Source organism: Deltaproteobacteria bacterium (assembly GCA_022340465.1).
Lineage (GTDB): Bacteria > Desulfobacterota > Desulfobacteria > Desulfobacterales > B30-G6 > JAJDNW01.
Genome location: JAJDNW010000092.1, coordinates 1 through 17,493, shown reverse-complemented (window position 1 = coordinate 17,493; position 17,493 = coordinate 1). Strand labels below are relative to the sequence as shown.

At 54.2% G+C, this 17,493-nt stretch carries 19 protein-coding genes and 2 tRNA genes; 13 read left to right on the top strand and 8 right to left on the bottom strand.

The window, feature by feature from the left end:
* The first annotated feature begins 135 nt into the window (after positions 1 to 135).
* The 6 genes from mnmG to LJE94_13810 all read left to right on the top strand — a co-directional run bounded on the left by mnmG (position 136) and on the right by LJE94_13810 (position 7,221).
* Positions 136 to 2,043: a tRNA uridine-5-carboxymethylaminomethyl(34) synthesis enzyme MnmG gene (gene mnmG, locus LJE94_13835; GenBank protein ID MCG6911188.1), complete on the top strand. Its 1,908-nt coding sequence runs from the start codon at positions 136 to 138 to the stop codon at positions 2,041 to 2,043.
* Positions 2,044 to 2,192: 149 nt separating this feature from the next.
* Positions 2,193 to 3,107, top strand: coding sequence for a J domain-containing protein (locus tag LJE94_13830; protein ID MCG6911187.1), 915 nt, complete (start codon positions 2,193 to 2,195; stop codon positions 3,105 to 3,107).
* 191 nt (positions 3,108 to 3,298) lie between these two features.
* Positions 3,299 to 5,575 (top strand): zinc-ribbon domain-containing protein, encoded by a 2,277-nt coding sequence (locus LJE94_13825; GenBank protein MCG6911186.1) that lies wholly within the window; start codon positions 3,299 to 3,301, stop codon positions 5,573 to 5,575.
* A gap of 164 nt (positions 5,576 to 5,739) precedes the next feature.
* Positions 5,740 to 5,816 (top strand) — tRNA-Met (locus LJE94_13820).
* 432 nt (positions 5,817 to 6,248) lie between these two features.
* Positions 6,249 to 6,920 (top strand): hypothetical protein, encoded by a 672-nt coding sequence (locus LJE94_13815; protein MCG6911185.1) that lies wholly within the window; start codon positions 6,249 to 6,251, stop codon positions 6,918 to 6,920.
* Between the two features lie 4 nt (positions 6,921 to 6,924).
* Positions 6,925 to 7,221 (top strand): transcriptional regulator, encoded by a 297-nt coding sequence (locus LJE94_13810; protein MCG6911184.1) that lies wholly within the window; start codon positions 6,925 to 6,927, stop codon positions 7,219 to 7,221.
* Between the two features lie 185 nt (positions 7,222 to 7,406).
* Here LJE94_13810 and LJE94_13805 read toward each other — a convergent pair whose 3' ends face one another.
* Together LJE94_13805 and LJE94_13800 are read right to left on the bottom strand one after the other, a co-directional pair.
* The gene (locus tag LJE94_13805; protein MCG6911183.1) at positions 7,407 to 7,877 is read right to left on the bottom strand and encodes an HAD family hydrolase; all 471 of its coding nucleotides are present in this window, start codon (positions 7,875 to 7,877) and stop codon (positions 7,407 to 7,409) included.
* 158 nt (positions 7,878 to 8,035) lie between these two features.
* On the bottom strand, positions 8,036 to 8,842 hold the full coding sequence (locus tag LJE94_13800) for a flavodoxin family protein (protein MCG6911182.1): 807 nt from the start codon (positions 8,840 to 8,842) through the stop codon (positions 8,036 to 8,038).
* 239 nt (positions 8,843 to 9,081) lie between these two features.
* Here LJE94_13800 and LJE94_13795 point away from each other — a divergent pair, with 239 nt between their 5' ends.
* Entirely contained in the window at positions 9,082 to 9,477 is a 396-nt protein-coding gene (locus LJE94_13795; protein ID MCG6911181.1) for a hypothetical protein, read from the top strand.
* A 54-nt stretch (positions 9,478 to 9,531) separates the two neighbouring features.
* Here the strand turns inward: LJE94_13795 and LJE94_13790 are convergent, their stop codons facing one another.
* From LJE94_13790 to LJE94_13775, 4 genes are all read right to left on the bottom strand, one after another.
* Positions 9,532 to 9,831, bottom strand: a complete 300-nt coding sequence (locus tag LJE94_13790) for a hypothetical protein (GenBank protein MCG6911180.1) — start codon at positions 9,829 to 9,831, stop codon at positions 9,532 to 9,534.
* 128 nt (positions 9,832 to 9,959) lie between these two features.
* The gene (locus LJE94_13785; protein ID MCG6911179.1) at positions 9,960 to 10,268 is read right to left on the bottom strand and encodes a hypothetical protein; all 309 of its coding nucleotides are present in this window, start codon (positions 10,266 to 10,268) and stop codon (positions 9,960 to 9,962) included.
* A gap of 166 nt (positions 10,269 to 10,434) precedes the next feature.
* Positions 10,435 to 10,854, bottom strand: a complete 420-nt coding sequence (locus tag LJE94_13780; protein MCG6911178.1) for a hypothetical protein — start codon at positions 10,852 to 10,854, stop codon at positions 10,435 to 10,437.
* Positions 10,855 to 11,069: 215 nt separating this feature from the next.
* Complete coding sequence (locus LJE94_13775) at positions 11,070 to 12,575, bottom strand: hypothetical protein (GenBank protein MCG6911177.1); 1,506 nt, start codon at positions 12,573 to 12,575, stop codon at positions 11,070 to 11,072.
* Between the two features lie 329 nt (positions 12,576 to 12,904).
* Here LJE94_13775 and LJE94_13770 point away from each other — a divergent pair, with 329 nt between their 5' ends.
* From LJE94_13770 to LJE94_13745, 6 genes are all read left to right on the top strand, one after another.
* Positions 12,905 to 13,315, top strand: a complete 411-nt coding sequence (locus tag LJE94_13770) for a DUF1992 domain-containing protein (GenBank protein MCG6911176.1) — start codon at positions 12,905 to 12,907, stop codon at positions 13,313 to 13,315.
* Entirely contained in the window at positions 13,312 to 13,791 is a 480-nt protein-coding gene (locus LJE94_13765) for a hypothetical protein (protein MCG6911175.1), read from the top strand. Before LJE94_13770 ends, LJE94_13765 begins: the two co-directional genes overlap by 4 nt.
* A 24-nt stretch (positions 13,792 to 13,815) precedes the next feature.
* Positions 13,816 to 14,757 (top strand): D-alanine--D-alanine ligase, encoded by a 942-nt coding sequence (locus tag LJE94_13760; protein ID MCG6911174.1) that lies wholly within the window; start codon positions 13,816 to 13,818, stop codon positions 14,755 to 14,757.
* Positions 14,758 to 14,885: 128 nt separating this feature from the next.
* Positions 14,886 to 15,410, top strand: coding sequence for a 5-(carboxyamino)imidazole ribonucleotide mutase (gene purE / locus LJE94_13755; GenBank protein ID MCG6911173.1), 525 nt, complete (start codon positions 14,886 to 14,888; stop codon positions 15,408 to 15,410).
* Positions 15,388 to 16,041 carry a threonylcarbamoyl-AMP synthase gene (locus LJE94_13750; GenBank protein MCG6911172.1) on the top strand — a complete coding sequence of 218 codons (654 nt, stop codon included), beginning with the start codon at positions 15,388 to 15,390 and terminating at the stop codon, positions 16,039 to 16,041. The genes purE and LJE94_13750 overlap by 23 nt, the downstream gene beginning before the upstream one ends.
* 120 nt (positions 16,042 to 16,161) lie before the next feature.
* Positions 16,162 to 16,248 (top strand) — tRNA-Leu (locus LJE94_13745).
* Positions 16,249 to 16,647: 399 nt separating this feature from the next.
* Here the strand turns inward: LJE94_13745 and LJE94_13740 are convergent.
* Both LJE94_13740 and LJE94_13735 read right to left on the bottom strand, forming a co-directional pair.
* Positions 16,648 to 16,944, bottom strand: coding sequence for an antibiotic biosynthesis monooxygenase (locus LJE94_13740; protein ID MCG6911171.1), 297 nt, complete (start codon positions 16,942 to 16,944; stop codon positions 16,648 to 16,650).
* Positions 16,945 to 17,043: 99 nt separating this feature from the next.
* Positions 17,044 to 17,493: hypothetical protein (locus LJE94_13735; GenBank protein ID MCG6911170.1), on the bottom strand; the 450-nt coding region annotated here is incomplete at its 5' end.

Here is a 17,493-nt window from a genome sequence, read left to right as displayed (position 1 = left end):
ACGTGATTAGCGGATACTGGCGATATTTCGACTTGTACACACGGGGATGACGGCATTATAATACCGGATGCTCGATAAACCTCAGCGTTGAGGGAAAGGCGGGAGGTTGCATTGGACGTAACGGAGCGTGGCAAAATGGCTGAGTATGATAAACACTACGATGTGATCGTCGTTGGCGCCGGGCATGCGGGCTGCGAGGCGGCGCTTGCCGCCGCCCGGATGGGCTGCACGGTATTGCTCACGGCCATCGATCTGGACAAGGTCGCGGCCATGCCGTGCAGCCCTTCCATCGGTGGAATGGCCAAGGGCCAGTTGGTAAAGGAAGTCGACGCCCTGGGCGGCGAAATGGCCAAGATTACCGACAAGTCCGCCATCCAGTACCGGACGCTCAACACCAAAAAGGGCCCCGCGGTGCACTCTTCGCGGGCGCAGAACGACAAGCTGCGTTACCACACGGCCATGAAGGCGGTTCTCGAAGGGCAGGCCGGCCTGGACCTGAAGCAATGCCTGGTCGAGCGGTTGGTGGTCGAGAACGACGCCGTGGCCGGTATTCAGGACCAAACCGGGTTCGGCTACAGGGCGCCGGCCGTGATATTGGCGACCGGCACCTTTTTAAGCGGTCTGGTGCACATCGGCTTTACGTCCATACAGGCCGGGCGTGCGGGCGAGTTTGCATCGTACGGGCTTCCCGCGCACCTGCGGCAGCTGGGCTTCACCTTGGGCAGGATGAAGACGGGTACGCCACCCAGGCTGCACAGGGGATCCATCGATTTCAGCCGGTTCGAAAAGCAGCAGGAAGAGCTCGACCCGCGTCCGTTTTCATTTTTTTCGGACGGGATCACCCTGCCCCAGCTGCCGAGCTATATTGGGCGGACCAACCCCGAAGCCCACCGCATCGTCGGAGAAAACCTGGAGCGCTCCGCCCTGTACGGCGGTGTTATCAAAGGGGTTTCCGCGCGCTACTGCCCCTCGTTCGAGGACAAGGTCGTGCGGTTTCCGGACAAATCCTCCCACCAGATCATTCTGGAGCCGGAAGGGCTGAATACGGATGAAATCTACGCCAGCGGTCTGGGCAACAGCCTTCCCATGGAGATTCAGCTGCAGTTTGTCCGGTCGGTGAAGGGTCTCGAGTCGGCTGAAATCATGCGCCCGGCATACGCGATCGAATACGATTACATCAACCCCGTACACCTGGAGCCAACCCTGGAAACCCGTCTGGTTGCAGGTCTTTACATGGCCGGCCAGATCAACGGCACATCCGGATACGAGGAGGCCGCGGCCCAGGGGATATGGGCCGGCATCAACGCCGCCTGCAGGATTCAGGGGCGCCCTCCTTTTATACTGGACCGTTCCCAGGCCTACATGGGTGTCATGGTCGACGATCTGATCACCAAGGGAACCCGGGAACCTTACCGCATGTTTACGTCGAGGGCCGAGTACCGCCTGATGCTGCGGGAAGACAATGCAGACCTGCGGCTGATGCAGATCGGTAACGAGCTGGGATTGATCGACAGCGACACCCTGAAGGATGTGAAGGATCGCAAACGCCTGATTGAGGAGGAAATCGAGCGGATAAAGGGGACCGTAATCAAACCGGGCGCTCCTGCACATAGGTATCTGAACGGCCTGGGGACGAAAAAATTGACCAACGGGGTCTATCTGGATCAGCTGCTGAAGCGGGCGGAGCTGGATTACGACGTGGTGGAGCGACTGGCACCCCCGGCAACGCCTCTGGACCGGAAGGTGACGCGGCAGGTGGAGATAGAAATCAAATACGAGGGATACATCCGGCGGCAGATCAACGAGATCAATAAATTCAAGCATCTGGAGCGGATCAGGATACCCGGGTCGTTCGATTACGGAGCCGTTCACAGCCTTTCGACCGAAATCAGGGAAAAGTTGACCGCCATAAAACCCGCATCCCTGGGGCAGGCTTCCAGAATTGACGGTATGACACCGGCGGCCATATCCGTGCTGATGGTGGCCCTCAAGGCCGCCGGCAGGAGGCCGGGAGTCAGAAACCAGTCGTCAGATCTAAGCTGAACGTCCAACATCGAACACCGTATCCGGTGAATCATCGCCCCCAGGCGGTCCGATCGACAGGTGGCTGCCTTGACACAGGGGGGCACGGCGCTTATTTTTACAGCTATAATAATGTGTTACCCTGGTTACAGAGGAGGATCAATCGTTAAATGGCGGGAAAAGACTATTATAAAACACTGGGCGTGGACAAAAAGGCCACCGCTGAGGAGATAAAAAAGGCTTACCGGAAGCTGGCCATGAAATATCACCCGGACCACAGCAAGGGGGACAAATCCGCGGAAGATAAATTCAAGGCCATCAGTGAAGCCTATGCGGTGTTGAGCGACAAGGAAAAGCGCCAGCAGTACGACACCTTCGGATCCACGGATTTCCAACAGCGCTATTCACAGGAAGACATTTTCAGGAACTTCGATTTTGGAAACATTTTCAGGGAATTCGGGTTCGGGGGGATGAACTTCGGCTCGACCGGCAGGGGGGGGACCCGATTTTCCTTCGGGGGAGGGGATCCCTTTGGTGGTATGGGACGCAATCAGGGCCAGGTCAAGGGAACCGACCTGGTGTATGAACTACCCCTTACCTACGGCGAAATAGCTGCGGGAGCGGACAAAACCATCAGCTTCCAGCACAAGGGGAAAACGGAAAGCCTCTCTGTCAAGATACCGAAGGGCATGATCGAGGGTAAAAAGCTGCGCATCGCCGGCAAAGGCGAACCCAGTCAGTTCGGGGGGGCTCCGGGAGATTTGTTTATCCAGGCCAAGACAGCGCCGGATTCTGTTTTTACCTCCAAGGGGTACGACCTTTTTATCGACCGGCAGATCAGATTGAGCGAGTCCGTGCTGGGGACGACCGTCCGTATTCCCACCCTCGACGGCGGGGAGCTGAGCCTGAAAGTGCCCCCCGGGACCAAACACAAGACCAAAATGCGCCTCGGCGGCCGCGGCCTCCCCCACATGAAAGGCGGCGGCAGGGGAGATTTGTATGTGTCCATAATCGTAACCACCCCGAAAAAACTGACCGACGAACAAAAGGATCTGCTTAATAAATTGGCCGCCTCCGGCATGTAAAGCGATCAAAAATATTGACAATATTTTGTAGTTGTTGTACCTCTACAGCGATTAACAAAGGCAGATCAGGCAGTTGCAAAAGCCATTGGATGTCGGATACCGGCCTTTAATATTCCATACCGGGAATGGGAGAAAATCCCTCGCCAATCGGTGAAGCGTTCGGTTTAAATCATAACCATTGAGGGGATGTCATGATTATTACCTGTGAAGAGTGCCAAACCAGCTTTAACCTGGATGATACGTTGATCAAACCTTCAGGCAGCAAGGTTCGGTGCTCGAAATGCAAGCATGTTTTTATCGCCTTCCCAGAAGCCGCTCCGGAAAAGCAAGCCCCAACTGAAGAAGCACCCGTTCCGGACGAGGAGGCTCCACAGGAGAAAGCCGCAGGTGGTGAAGCAGAAGCCGTTGACGGCGGTGATGCGGCTCCGGTCATGGCGGCGGCTTCCGATCTTGCAGCCGGAACGGAATCCGAAGAGACTGCGGCGGATGAGGCAACACCCGGGGATTTCGACCTTGACGTGGACGCCGCACTGGAAGCCGGCGAAGCTGAGGAACCGGCTGAGCCCGACTTTTCGGCCTTTGGCGAAACGATAGAGCTGGACGGTGCCCCGGAAGCAGCCGCAGACGAGGGATCGGACCTCGACTTGGGTCTGGATGACCTGGATCTGGAGATGGATGAAGAACCGGCTGCCGCCGGTGCGGAGGGCGCCGCGGCGGGAGGAACGGATCCGGAAGGGCGGAAAGAGGAGGACCTGGACCTCTCATCACTTGACGAGATTTTGGAAAAGGATGTCGGGGCGGAGGTCGAATCGCCTGTGGAGGACTCCGCGGAAGCGGAAGGGGAGCTCGAACTGGATTTCGACACGGACTTCGACACGGACTTCGAGATGGAACCGTCAGACGGGTCGGCATCCGAAAATGAGCTCGACATGTCCGACGTAAATTTGGAATTGGATATCGACGAAGAACCTCCGGCCCCTGGCGAGGATGCCGAACTGGAGCTGGATATCGACGTGGAATCCGGTGAAGGCGAAGCGAAGGAGGTGGAAGAGCTGGATATGGCCGGGTTCGAGGAGACCCTGTCAATGGATTCGCCGCCCCGATCTGAAACGGGCGAGGACAAGGCCGGCGACGCCCCCGAGGAGCTGGACCTCGAGCTCGAGATGGAAGATGACACACCGCCCGCGGTGCCACCCGAAAAGGTGGCCGAAGCCGCGGAAGACAGGGAAGAGGAGCTGGAAGATCTCGACTTCGAGCTGGACATGGAGTTCGAACCCGGCGAAGACCTGGAGCCCGCAGGGCCGGATCTGGAAGCAGACGATACCGATGACCTCGACCTTTCCGACATCGAGGAAATGCTTGAAGTCAAAGATGAGGAGATTGCCGGTGAAGATGCCCGAGAATCCGATTCAGCTGAAGCCGAAGTAGAAAAATGGAAGGTGACACCGGGTGACGAAGACCTGGTGGAAGAAACCGCGGAGATCGATCTTTCGGACATTCAGTTTGAAGCGGAGGGGATGGAAGACGAAGAGATCGAGGACATGGAGCTCGATCTGGACATCAGTGATGATGTGGACCGGGACAAGGCAGAGGCTGCAGCAAAAATATCCGAGAAACCCGAGGAACTGGACATCTCCAATTTTGAGGAACTGGAGATGGATGAGGCGTCTGCCGACAGTTCCGGGGACGGAGGCGATCTCGAACTGGAGTTCGAGATCGAAGGGGATGAAGAGCAGGCTGAAGCCGCCGCTTTCGCTTTCGGTCAGGAAGACGGGGGGCAGAACCGGGAAACGCTAAAAACTACGGACCAGCAGGAAATAGTGGCCGCCGCAGCGGCTTCTGCCGCGCAAGAACCGGAAAAAAAGAAAAAGACGGAAAAGAAGAAAAAACAGAAGAAAACCAGGCCGGTGGGTAAAAGCGGCCCGGCGCGACCGATATTGATTCTCCTGCTGCTTTTAATTGCCGCCTTTGCTGCCGTAATTCTCCTTGACAGGTTCGGCGTTGAGGTCCCCTTTGTCACGGAATATGTAAGACAGGTTCCCTATGTGGACCAGTTGATGCATCAGGAAGTCAAGACGATCGGGGAAATCACCACGTCGGAGATCAAGAGCCAGTTCGTGGACAATGAAAAGCATGGGAAGTTTTTTGTGATAACCGGCATGGTGAAAAACGAATTTCCCCAGAGCCGGCGGTTCATCCAGTTGACCGGGAGACTCTTCGGAAGTGGAAAAACCCTGGTTAAGGAGGAGACGGTCTACTGTGGAAACTCGTTGACGGATGACCAGTTGGCCCGGATGGACCTGGCGGACATCAACAAAAAACTGCACAACCGTCTTGGCGACAACAGATCCAACGTCCAAGTGAAACCGGGGCAGGAGATTCCCTTCATGGTGGTTTTTTCGCAGCTTCCACAGGACCTGGAGGAATTCACCATCGAGGTCAGCAAGTCTATTCCGGTGCAACCATAGGATCGAGGGCTGCTTGTGAAGTGCAAAAGCGGGCCATTCCCGGCAGTTTGTCGGAGTGCGGACCCCACCCTTCAGGATGGGGCGGCGGGCGTGTTCAATTGACGTTTTCGGCTTGACTTCATAAAAACGAGCTGATACGTAAGCCGCTGTCAATTTTCCGATGTGGCGATGTAGCTCAGATGGTCAGAGCATGCGGCTCATATCCGCAGTGTCCGGGGTTCAATTCCCTGCATCGCCACCATATAAGCAATTTATTTTATTATATAAATAGGTTACACCCAAGGACAGCCTCCTTATCCGAAATCGTTATCCGAACTGAAGCGGATTCATCGGAAAAGGGGGTTTTTCTTATGGGTGGAATCAGAAGCGCACCGACCTACATTTACCTCAATGGGATCATCTTGACGATTTCATGTGCCGAGTGGTTGCACAGCAGCCATGAATGATGGCATCAGTAATCTCGGCAGGGTGGGCATACTCTCCATGTATCTCTGCTCGAGTTGATATTGTAATATCATAAAGTTGATTCTTACGATTCTCATTTCTTTGATTCCCTTTCACAGATCCTTACCAAACAACAATCACAGTAATAAAAAAACCGCTTGACAGCAGTTTTAAAATAAAGTACTTTATATCATAAAGTAAAAATTCCTTAATATAGGAGGATTGAAAAATGAATGCCATGACCGACAGACAAGTTGACAAACTGCTGGAGGACATCTCCTCCATCAAGAACGCCATCAGTCGGAATCGGGAAGCAATCCGCTTGATATTGCTTCCGGTGCATTTCAGATTGCTATATCTGCTTGTTGGCCTCAGCGTGATTGGATTTTCGTTGGCCTTTCACCTTTTGATGAGACACCACGGCAGCTTCGAAGCGATACCCGCTATCACAAAAACTGCAGTGTACACTGCAATCGTAATGGTTTGGATACTGCTGGGTTGGATCAAATGGCTGAAGTTGGCAGGGTCGTTGTCCAAAATCGACAAACGCTTTACTGTACCTTATTTTTTGCAGGAATTTTTCTCCTTCAGAATCGTGCATGTTTACTGGCCTCTGCTGGTGTTGGTAATATGCATCTGCACTGTCTTTGTTCAACACAATGTAGATTTCTATGTGATACCAACCATAGCCGTGGGTCTCGGCTTGGTGCACAACTTTATTGGCAGTGTGACGCAGCTCTGGCAATGGCTCATCAGCGGTTACTGGTTTCTGGTTACCGGCCTCTTTCTGCTGGCGACAGGCCCCATGTATGTCCCGCTGGCAGCTTCGCTGTCGCTTGGCATTGGCGCTTTGTTGTTTGCCATTTCTGGTTGGGCATCCAAGGCCTCAAATGAGGAGTAGCCCAATGGTCAACATCAACAAAATCATTCACGAACGCGCAAGATTGCTCATCTTGACTTATCTGGCCAGTAGTGAAAAAAAAGCTGTCAGCTTCAACGAACTCCAAAAGGAGCTCGATTTCACTTCTGGCAATTTATCTATTCAATTAAGGAAACTGCAGGCGGCCGATTACCTTGCCATCAAAAAAACCTTTAGAAACAATAAGCCTTACACAAGCGTAAAAATTACGCCTCTGGGTTCTGAGGCCCTATACCGCTACGTGGAGGAAATGGAAACCTTGATTCATTCGCTCAAAAGATAAATCGTTTAATACCGATTATTGTATTTATAGACGGATAGAACCCTTTAAGCTAAGTTAGCGAATTCGATAGAATCTGAAAGTTCTAAAATTATGCCAAATAGGGCTCCCGGAAAATAAAATGGGCGATGGCACCTGAAACCCGATTTCCGGAGACGGATTTCGGGTTTTTTGTCTATTTTCTGAAATTAATTTCGGAGGGTTGCTTTGAGCCGCGCCGGTTTAACGAACAGATTCAAGGCGTCCCGGATGGAATGGCAGACCACTCCTGCCGCCTGAAGGGCGGCGGGCGAGGCTCCTTCGGCCTGAAGAACGCCGATGCCGAGTGCGGCCTCCTCGAGCATGAGTGCATCGTTTCTGCCGTTGCCGATCGCGGCGACACGGTTGCAACCAAGCCGGCGGATGTAGTCCCGTTTGGCCTGGTCCTGATGTCCCGCTGGAATGACATGCAGCCGGCAAGCCAGGCCTTCCAGCTTTTCCGCTACGGTTCCATGAGTGTTGGCTGTCAGGACATGGACCTTCAATCGCTCTGTCAGCTCATGGATCATCTCCGGCACACCCGGGAGCAAATCGCCATCCAGAGCGATGGTTCCGTTATAGTCAAGTACCAGATGGTCGAGTTCAAGCGTTTTCCCTCCGGGGATGCCGATGGTGAACATGGGTCCTTGCTCCTTTAATGACGTATTGAAATCCTGGTCCTTTGGGCCCGGTCAACGATATTTGACCGTACCGGTACCAGGGGTAATAAAATTCCAAGCACCAAATGACCGAAATTCAAAAGATCCAAACATAGATGTAAGCCGTCGGTGGTCGGGTTTCAGTTTTTATCGAAAGCCTTCACACCGGCTTCGTACACCCGTGTGATTTCCGACTGGGCTTCTACGCTTCGCCCGGACGCTTCAAGTGCGCCGGCTCGTGCAAGGCTCGACAGCACGTCGTGGCCCAATTTCTCCGGTACGGCCATGGCAATTGTATCAGCCAGAAGGCGCCGTTCTTGTGCGCGGCTCAGCCCCAAATAAGGAAGACTGTCATACCACACCAAACGCTCTTCAAGACCGTTGAACGGGTTGCGCTCATTGGCCATGCCGGCAATTTCTCTTCCGAGCTCGCCGGCACGCTTCAGAGACTGATTGAGGTTGAAGCGGGTGGCGGGGACCGGTTCAAGCGCCCTCATCTGCATCATCTGGAAAAAATGGTATACCGGCCTGAGTCCGGACACCAGGCCATTGCCGGTTCCGCCGGCAATACCGAGACCTAAAGCGGGCAGGCCCTTCAATGGTCCTGTAAACGCATACACCCGAAACATTTTCAGAATTAGGTACTTGATCAGCCCACTGGTATCCCACCAGTAAACAGGCGTTCCCATTACGAGTGCGCCGCATTTCAGAATTTTATGCCTTACATAATCGAATGCCTCATCGTCATAGGTACACTTCAAGTTTTCTTTACAGACCCACGGGAGGCAGTCCTTACAGGCGTCCACAACGTGTTCAGACAGCTGTATCAGTTCGGTTGGTGCGCCGGAATCAGCGGCTCCCTTCAATGCCGCTGAAACGAGTCGGTTGGTGATGCCTTCCGGGTTCGGACTTCCCACAATTCCCAGGACGGTTGCGTTTTCTGTCATGAATGCCCTCCCTGTACACGGAAATTTAAACACTCAAGTTTCGTAAACATAAATATTAATCGACCCGGCTGTAATTTGACAAGCGATTTCCTCGCACCTTTCGGTCCGGCCGCATTACAGCGCCTCTTTGTCATACCTAATTTGAAACACTTTAGGGCTCTATATGTAATAAAAATAGGTGGTCGCTACATGAAAATCCAGTATTTTCAAAGAGGCGATTCCCTGATATCAAGTGAAGCATGTGGTCGGTTACTATCAACGAGGATCGAAAGCTGGTCCTGGTCAAGTCGAGCGCCAGCCTCGATTATGCCAGCATTCGGAGTGCGCTGCACCAGATCTATCTTAAAGACCAAGGTAGGTACTCGTCTTATGACCGCTTTCTTGACTTGTCGAAGATCGGCGACGTGAACGCCCATTTCGATTCCATCCGCGATCAGATCTATTGGTACCGCAAGGCCAACCCCTTTGAAAACGGCGTAAAAACAGCTGTGTATCTTCCATTCGGCATTTTAAGGGCGGTTGTCGAGATATATGTCCAGGAGGCGGGAATCGAAAATGGCAATTTGATGGTAACGGATTCTGTGGATAGGTGTGCCGAGTATCTTCAAGTGGGCAGGGACGTGCTGAGGATCTGAAAAATAACGGCCTTGCAATGCCTGCAAAGGCCCTTTGCTCGAACGCGGCAGCAGTCACTTTTTCTTGAGTTTCTTCAGTTCCTTGGATAGGGAGGCAACGTCATTTTCCAGCTTTTTGCACTTGTTGAGATTGTACTGCGCGTGGGCTCCGAGAAGGATGAAGAAACAAATAGCGATGACTTTTACGCCGACGCCTGTCAGACCGGCGCCGAACAAGACATCCCAAAAGCTCTCGCCATTTGATGCAAAGGCGTAATACAGCGTTTCCACGGCCCAATAGATGACGCCGATCACCATTCCAGCCAGCACCATCCCGTCTTTGAGCGAAACCCGTTTTTGTTTGTCGGCCATCATCGATCCTCTTGGTCGTCGAGTTATGCCGGGTATCGTGAATCCATTCGATAATCTGAAACATCCGGCTCAGGTTCACACAAGGGTCACCATAACCGGAGATGGGAGAAAATGCAACTATCGGCGCGGTACTATTTGACGACGCGCAACACGTCGGACTGCAGCAGTTTTTCCTGAATCTCTTTCAGGATGATGTAGGAGGCCTGGTCGGGGCTCAACCGCTTTACTCCCGCCAATTCCTTGCAGGCGTTCATCAATTCGTCATTGCTCCACAACCGGAGTTCGTTTTTGATGTAAATACCGTAATTTATATGGAATTCGACCAGTTTGGTTTCATTCATGTTGGCGATGCGGGTTTTGTCACGGAGCGACATTTCATCCAGGAGCTTGTTCACCGCACCTTCGACCGTGCGGGGGAATTTTTTAGATAAGTTGTTCATAAGCGGTCTTCCATACCACAAGGGACGACAATGGTAAAGCGTTATTCCACCTTGGGAAGAGCGGATTGGGGAAAGGTCAGGCCATGGGTGAGAGCAGGGAGCGGCATCTGGCTTTTGGTGTTCGCTGTGCTTGTCGCCGGTTTTACAGGCGGTTTTTTCCGGGGGATCAGGCCACCTTCAGCATTTCGATCTCTTCGACGGTCGGCGCATAACCGAGGGTCTCACACAAGTAATCGATATTGTTGCCGACAGCCATTCTTCTGTGCTGCCCCATGGGATTGTTTTCGGCAAAAGACTTGGTCATGATCGCCAGCAGCTTGACTCTCTGAAAAAAGATGTGATCCAACGCAAGCAATCTTCCCGATTCGGTGCTGGCCCTGAAATTTTGAAAGTATCCGTTCCAGTCTACGCAATCTTTGGCTATCTCGTCGGCGTTGCGGATGACGGCTTGCATGCGGTATTCACCCATGGGGTAGTTCTCCAAAAACGCCTTGGCCATGATGATCAGCAGTTTCAGCCTTGAGAAAAACAGGTTCCTTCTATCGGGCATTTTCGAATTCCGGGACGTGGCGCCGAGCTTGATCATACTGCTTTCTCCCCACTTCAGGTACGCGGAAGAACCGCCGCTGCGTTAAACAATTGAATGAAAAAGTGATAACGGAAACGCTCTGGTCGTTCCCCCGAAGGGTCGTCAGAGCCCTGTTTCAAGAAAGGCAATCAACGGGACACAACGTAACCTAATTTGGCCAACATGTCAAAAGATTCTTCAGGGTTTTTGACACACCGCATGGGCCCCCCCGCTCATCGGATCGAAAAGATCTCCTCCGCCTTGAGGAAGTGTGCCCCGATGTCCCGACGCAGGTCAAGGCGGTTGCCGGTATCGTCTTCCCGGGGGATAACCCTGAATTTTCCGTTGTCAAAGGCCGTCAGCAGCTTTTTTCTCAAACGGTCGGCCTGAACGCCCCGGGATTCGTTTTCCTTGACCGTCAGGTTGGCGTTGAGAAATGCCACCCGGGTACCGTCGGACTTGAAAGTGCCGTCATTTTCCACATAGGTCATGGCCGACGGGATGATCTGTATGCCTTTGCGCTTCAGATATTTCAGATCGAATTCAATGGGTTCATTCTTCGTGCAGGACCAGGGGTAGCCCTTCTGCCCGTCCGGTCCCCCGGGTCCGGTCATGAGGGCGATGCAGACGGCGACCTGGTTTTCCCGCACTTCCGGGTTGACGCGGTCCAGTTTGCCCGTCAAGGCGGCCTCGACCAGAGCGCCCAGGTTTCTCAGCCGTCTGGCCACCGGCTGCGCTTCGGGTTCTCCAGGGCGGATGTTGATTTCGCTCACCCGTATCTTGACCGGCTGCATGGACGCGTCAAAGGAAACGAAACAGCCCGGATAGAGAATGCAGGGCCGCAGGATATCCCGCTCGCGCATGATGTTCACCAAAGGTTCGGCAATGCTTTTTCCGGCCATAGCCATCAGCGCGGGCGTTTCCATAGGGTGGGGGGAAACGGCGCCCGTACCGCCGGTGATGGGGTTCGTTTTGCTGGCCGGTCCTTCGAAGCGTTCGGGGTAGTCCATGGAGGTCGGCAGAATGCAATAATTCCCGTTGCCGTCCACGAAAAGGGTGAAGCTGATTTCGACCCCCGACATGAGCGCTTCGATCAAAAGGGGCCAAACAGCCTTTTTGCCGAATCCTTTTTTGTAGCTGTCCCTGTAATCTCGGACAAGCGTGTCGTACACCTCGCGGATTTCCCATGAATTCAGTATGATCCTGGCGCCTTTGCCGCCGGCGCTGTACGGGTATTTCAAAACGGCGCCGCCAAAGGCCTGAATGTATTCGAGGCAGGTTCTGAGAACGGCGGCATAGTCGTGAGCGTCCACCTCGGTCCAGGCATCGGCGACCGCTATGCCCGCATCACGGCACAACTCCTTGCACTTGATTTTATCCCCCTCGATAAAGGCGCCGGCCCTGTTGAGCCCCAGAATCCGCTCACCGAATCCGGCAGCTTCGACCCGGTCCACGAGGCCGTCGAACAGCAGGGCCTCCGGCATGGGAACGACACAGTCGATCGTGCCGGCTTCGAGGGCGGCAATGATGGTGTTAGCGTAGCTTTCCACATCGTTGCTTTCCGTGGGTACGAAAGCCACCGGCCATCCCATGGCTCTGGAAAAGGCCGGCATGCTGGGGGTGCCCCTGATGACGAGCCCCTCGAAGTGGTCCTCGTATAGCTCGCTGGTGGCTGTGGATACGACATGGGCCCACTGCAGGGTCCGGCCGTCGGTTCCGGCAAAGGCAATTTTTTTCATACAGAGGGTCCCTTTCCTGCCAAACCCAAGACTGGGGGGGTCGTCACTCGCGTTAGAATCCCATTATATGGTGGTTGCTGAATCGACAGTAACAAATGGTTGTGGCGCAGGTCAATACCCGAAAAATAATGGCCGCTACAAATGTCGCGGTTGCGGACCGCCTCCCCTCTGGACAAACGGCGATTTTGGCCCTAGATTTAAGTGTTGAAATGCAAGTGTGGGGATGATTATATGTAAATTCTCATGCCCTGCCACCCACAACGAAGCATGAAATGTATATTTATCTTGAAAGGTCATCGCTATTCCTTAAAAACGGCGCATGAAAGTTTATGTTTACAGGGTTTGAAAAAATCGTCGAAGAGCGCATCCGGGCGGCCCAGCAAAAGGGTGAATTCGAGGACCTGCCGGGGAAGGGGAAACCCCTGCCCAGGGAGGATGTGAATGTGCCCGAGGACATACGGATGGCCTATAAAATATTGAAAAATGCGGACTGCATTCCTCCTGAACTGGAAATCAAGAAGGAGATCCGCAGCACGCAGGAACTGTTGTCCGGCATGGGGGAGACCGGGGAGAAATACAACATCCTTAAAAAATTGAACTTCCTGATACTGAAACTGAATTCCCTGCGCAGCGGACCTGTCCACTTCGACGTCCCCCAGTATTATATGGATCCGATAACCGAGCGCCTGTCCTCAAAAGGCGAGTCATCCGATACCGGCCGAGGGAAGCAGATAAAATGAGCAGGATACAAGAAGACGGGATTTTAAAACCCGTGATGATGGCCTATCTTGTCCTGGCCCTCCACCTGGTCTTGATCGTGGTTCTGGGACTCGTCGTCATCTTTTTCAGCGGCATCATTCAATACGTGCTCTGGATTTTCCTTTTTGGGGCTGCCGCCATCCTGGCGTCATTTTACTATTTTTACCGGCGCATGAAGGCAGAGGGGCGCTCGCTGCGCCGGATGATGGCGTCACCCCTGTTCAATGGCCGGCCTGTCGAAGTCAGCCTGCTGGGGGGAATGGCCTCCTTTAAACTGGGGGGGGGCGACGGGACGCCTGCACTGGGTTCGGACACGCATCGATCCCGGCAGCAGTTGGAGGATCCGGACAGCGTACGGCTGCGGGAGATCAAGGAGCTTGCCTACCTTTTAAAAAATGATTTGATCACCCGCGAGGAATACGAAATCGCGAAGCAGCAACTCTTCAATTTCAAATAAACATTTGTTCGAGGGGGGCGGATTATGAAAAAGCTGAACCTTGCTCTGCTATCGGGTGGCATATCTTCCGAGCGTGAGGTTTCGTTGAACAGCGGTGATCAGGTATTCGAGGCCCTGGACAAGGAGAAGTATCTGATAACGCGTTACGACCCCAAGACGGATCTCGGGAAACTGGTGCAGGACGCCCCCGATATAGACGCCGCGCTTATTATTCTCCACGGCCCTTTCGGGGAGGACGGGACCGTCCAGGGACTTCTGGAACTGCTCGACATTCCCTATCAGGGGTCGGGCGTCATGGGGAGTGCCGTGGCCATGAACAAGGTCGCCACGAAAAAAATGTATGAACTGGCAGGTCTTCCCGTGCCGCCGTACATTGTCTGCAGCCGCGGGGATATTGTCGATCCCGGGGAGGTCGGGGAGCGGATCGGGTTTCCGGTGGTCGTCAAGCCCGCCGAGGCCGGGTCCAGCGTCGGCATGTCCATCGTCCAGGAACAAGACAGCTTGCAGAGCGCTATGGACACGGCTTTCGAACACGGCAGAACCATTCTCATCGAAGCCTATATCGACGGCCTCGAGTTGACGGCGGGTGTCGTCGGCAATGATGTGTTGGAAGCACTGCCGCTCATCGAAATCGTTCCCAATGAAGAATATGCGTTTTTCGATTACGAGGCCAAATACACGGCCGGAAAAACACAGGAAATCTGTCCTGCCCGCATCGATGACGCCATCACCGAAAAAGCGCAGACCTATGCCAAGATGGCCCACCAGGCGCTTTTCTGCGAGGGTTACAGCCGCACGGATATGATGCTCAAAAACAGTGAGCTGTATATCCTGGAAACCAACACTATTCCGGGGATGACCGCTACCAGCCTGCTGCCCCAGGCCGCCCGGGTCGGGGGGATGACGTTCACGGCCCTCCTCGACCGGCTCATCGAACTGGGTATCGAGAGGCACAGGAACCGATAAGTATGTCAGGCCGGTAGCCGTGCGGTAAGAAGATCGTGGCCGGCTCAACGGCTGTACACCACAAACCGTACACCGTATACCATATACCGAACACCCTGCACTGCAACCCAGATGAGGAAATTCTAAACATGACCTTTAAAGTTTTTACAGACAAACCCGGCGTCGGCATCGTCATGGGCAGCGACTCGGACCTTGCCGTGATGAAAGAGACCGCCGCCGTATTGAAACAATTCGATGTCCCCTTTGAAATCACCGTGGCTTCGGCCCACCGCAGCCCCGAACGGGCCGCCGAGTTCGCTGCGACGGCACGGGATCGCGGCGTCAGGGTCGTTATCGCCGGCGCCGGGCACGCCGCCCACCTGGCCGGCGCCATGGCAGCGCACACATCCCTGCCGGTCATCGGCGTCCCCATCGATTCATCCTGCCTGCAGGGGCTGGACGCCCTGCTGGCAACCGTGCAGATGCCGCCGGGCATTCCCGTGGCCACGACGGCCCTGGGAAAACCCGGGGCGCGCAATGCCGGCATACTGGCGGTGCAGATACTGGCGCTGGCGGACCCCGAACTCGCGGAAAAACTCGATGCCTTCAAGCGGGAGATGGCGGATAAAGTGGCTGAAAAGGCGGATGGCCTTGAGGCAAAACTCGATTTTTAGGAAGGTTGCAGCCACAGAACCGGAACCATGGGTCATCGCGGACGCCGTCAAGGTCCTGAAAAAGGGCGGGCTGGTGGTTTTTCCCACTACAGGCCTCTATGGCCTGGGCGCCGACGCCCTGAACCCCGCGGCTGTCGAACGCGTTTACCGGGCCAAACAGCGGGCGTCCGCCAAACCCATCCTGGTATTGATCGCTGAGATACCCGAGCTGAAAAAACTCTGCACCGAGGTGACGAAAACCGCGGCCGGGCTCATGGGCCTGTTCTGGCCGGGACGGCTGACCGTCGTGGTGAAAGCCCGGCCCGATCTGCCGGGTGTCCTGACCGGCGGCACGGGCAAGATCGGCATCCGGATGTCAAGGCACCCGGTGGCGCGGTCCCTGGTCAAGGCCTTTGGCGGTCCGGTTACCGCCACCAGCGCCAACCTGTCCGGTCAAAAGGGCTGTGCCGCCGTTGCCAAACTGGACCCCGGGATAACGGGGGCCGTTGATTTAGTGCTGGATGCCGGACCGTTAAAGGGTGACATCGGCTCGACGGTGGTGGACGCCACGACCGAACGCCCGGTGGTTCTCCGGGAAGGCGCCATCTCCAAAAAGCGCCTTGCCATGGCCGGTTTTGACGTGGACATTTGACCCCCCGCCTTTTTAGCGGTGGCGTCGGAGCAGACCGCTTTCAATGTTGCGGTCAGGGGCCGGTTCGGTGTATGAATGATTTGACAAAATAGAACGATTCAACTATAAACTCACATCCATGCCGGAGTGGTGAAACTGGTAGACGCAGAGGACTCAAAATCCTCCGACCGCGAGGTCATCTCGGTTCGATTCCGAGCTCCGGCACCATAAAAAAATACAGGGGATCGGGTTTCATTGAGACCGGTCCCCCTTTTTTTCTTTAACGCACGGTTGTATCCTTTTAAGGATATCGAAACATGGTTAAAAGACTGGCCCCTACAAAACGCAGGGGCCAGAAGGAGGTTAGGAAGTTGTGTTGACAAAGCAACAGTGGGGAAAAAGGGCTTTTCCCCTTCCTGCCATAAAGATAAGTGCCTTAAGGGGACCTGTCAACCTATTGGTATCACAAGCAAGTCAGCCGAATCGGCCGTAAAATTATCCGGCGGACCCTTGGGTTGAGAGATTCTCGACGATGAGGGGATCTTTCTTTTTCAATCGAAATCGATATATGACCCGGCCACCACAGGAGCAACGATGGTTCGGTGCCGCGTGCAATCGCTTCTTCGGTTAGGAACGAAACCCATAATGAAACATTTCATACCTGGTGTTTCCGCCCAGCAGGGCATCGATTCGAGTTTGAATCTCCTGCCTGTCCTTGCTCAGCAACCATTTTTCCCAGTCTTCGGCTTTTTCCCATGTGCTGATGATCAAATAGTTGTCCGGCTGGTCACTGCTTTTCATCGTTTCGCCGGAAATATAGCCGGGCTGGTCGGCTGCCAATGTTCGCATTTCTCTGAATAAACGCAGCAATTTCAGAGCCTTGTCCTGAGGAACCGTGCGGGTGATCAAAATTTTAACCGTCATGTGAGGCCCTCCTTTTGTCACAGCTTGTTTTGGGTTTCATCTTTTGCCCACCGTCACTACGACCCGATGCTATTCATTTCCGTTCCACAAATGGCGTCTCTATTGAACGTGCCTTAAAATGAACTCTGCCTCACCCGATCCCTCGAACGAATCAAATTGATTGTCACTGTCATATACCGCTGTAGGGGATCGGTCTGAAATGTTGTCCTGTCTCTCGAAACCGTAAAGGTAATACACGGTCAGATTGTGATTCAACAGGTAGGTTAAATCGACGGACCCATCGGCATTAACCGTATAGGTTCCGATCTGGCCTTTGGCCACGGTCAAGGCATTGTCGTCATCGCCGATGAGATGCCCGGAAAGAAAATGGTCGTCCGCGTCGAACACCAGCGTCATCCACGCCTCCACGCCCGCGTTCCCATCATCATCATAGTTGACGTAAATGGCCTGGTACCCTTCGATGCGTCCGGCATCACCGATAAAAATGCCGATTGAATCTATGAAAACCGAATGGGCGAAGAAGTAGGCCTTGTCCGTTGGATCGTCCGG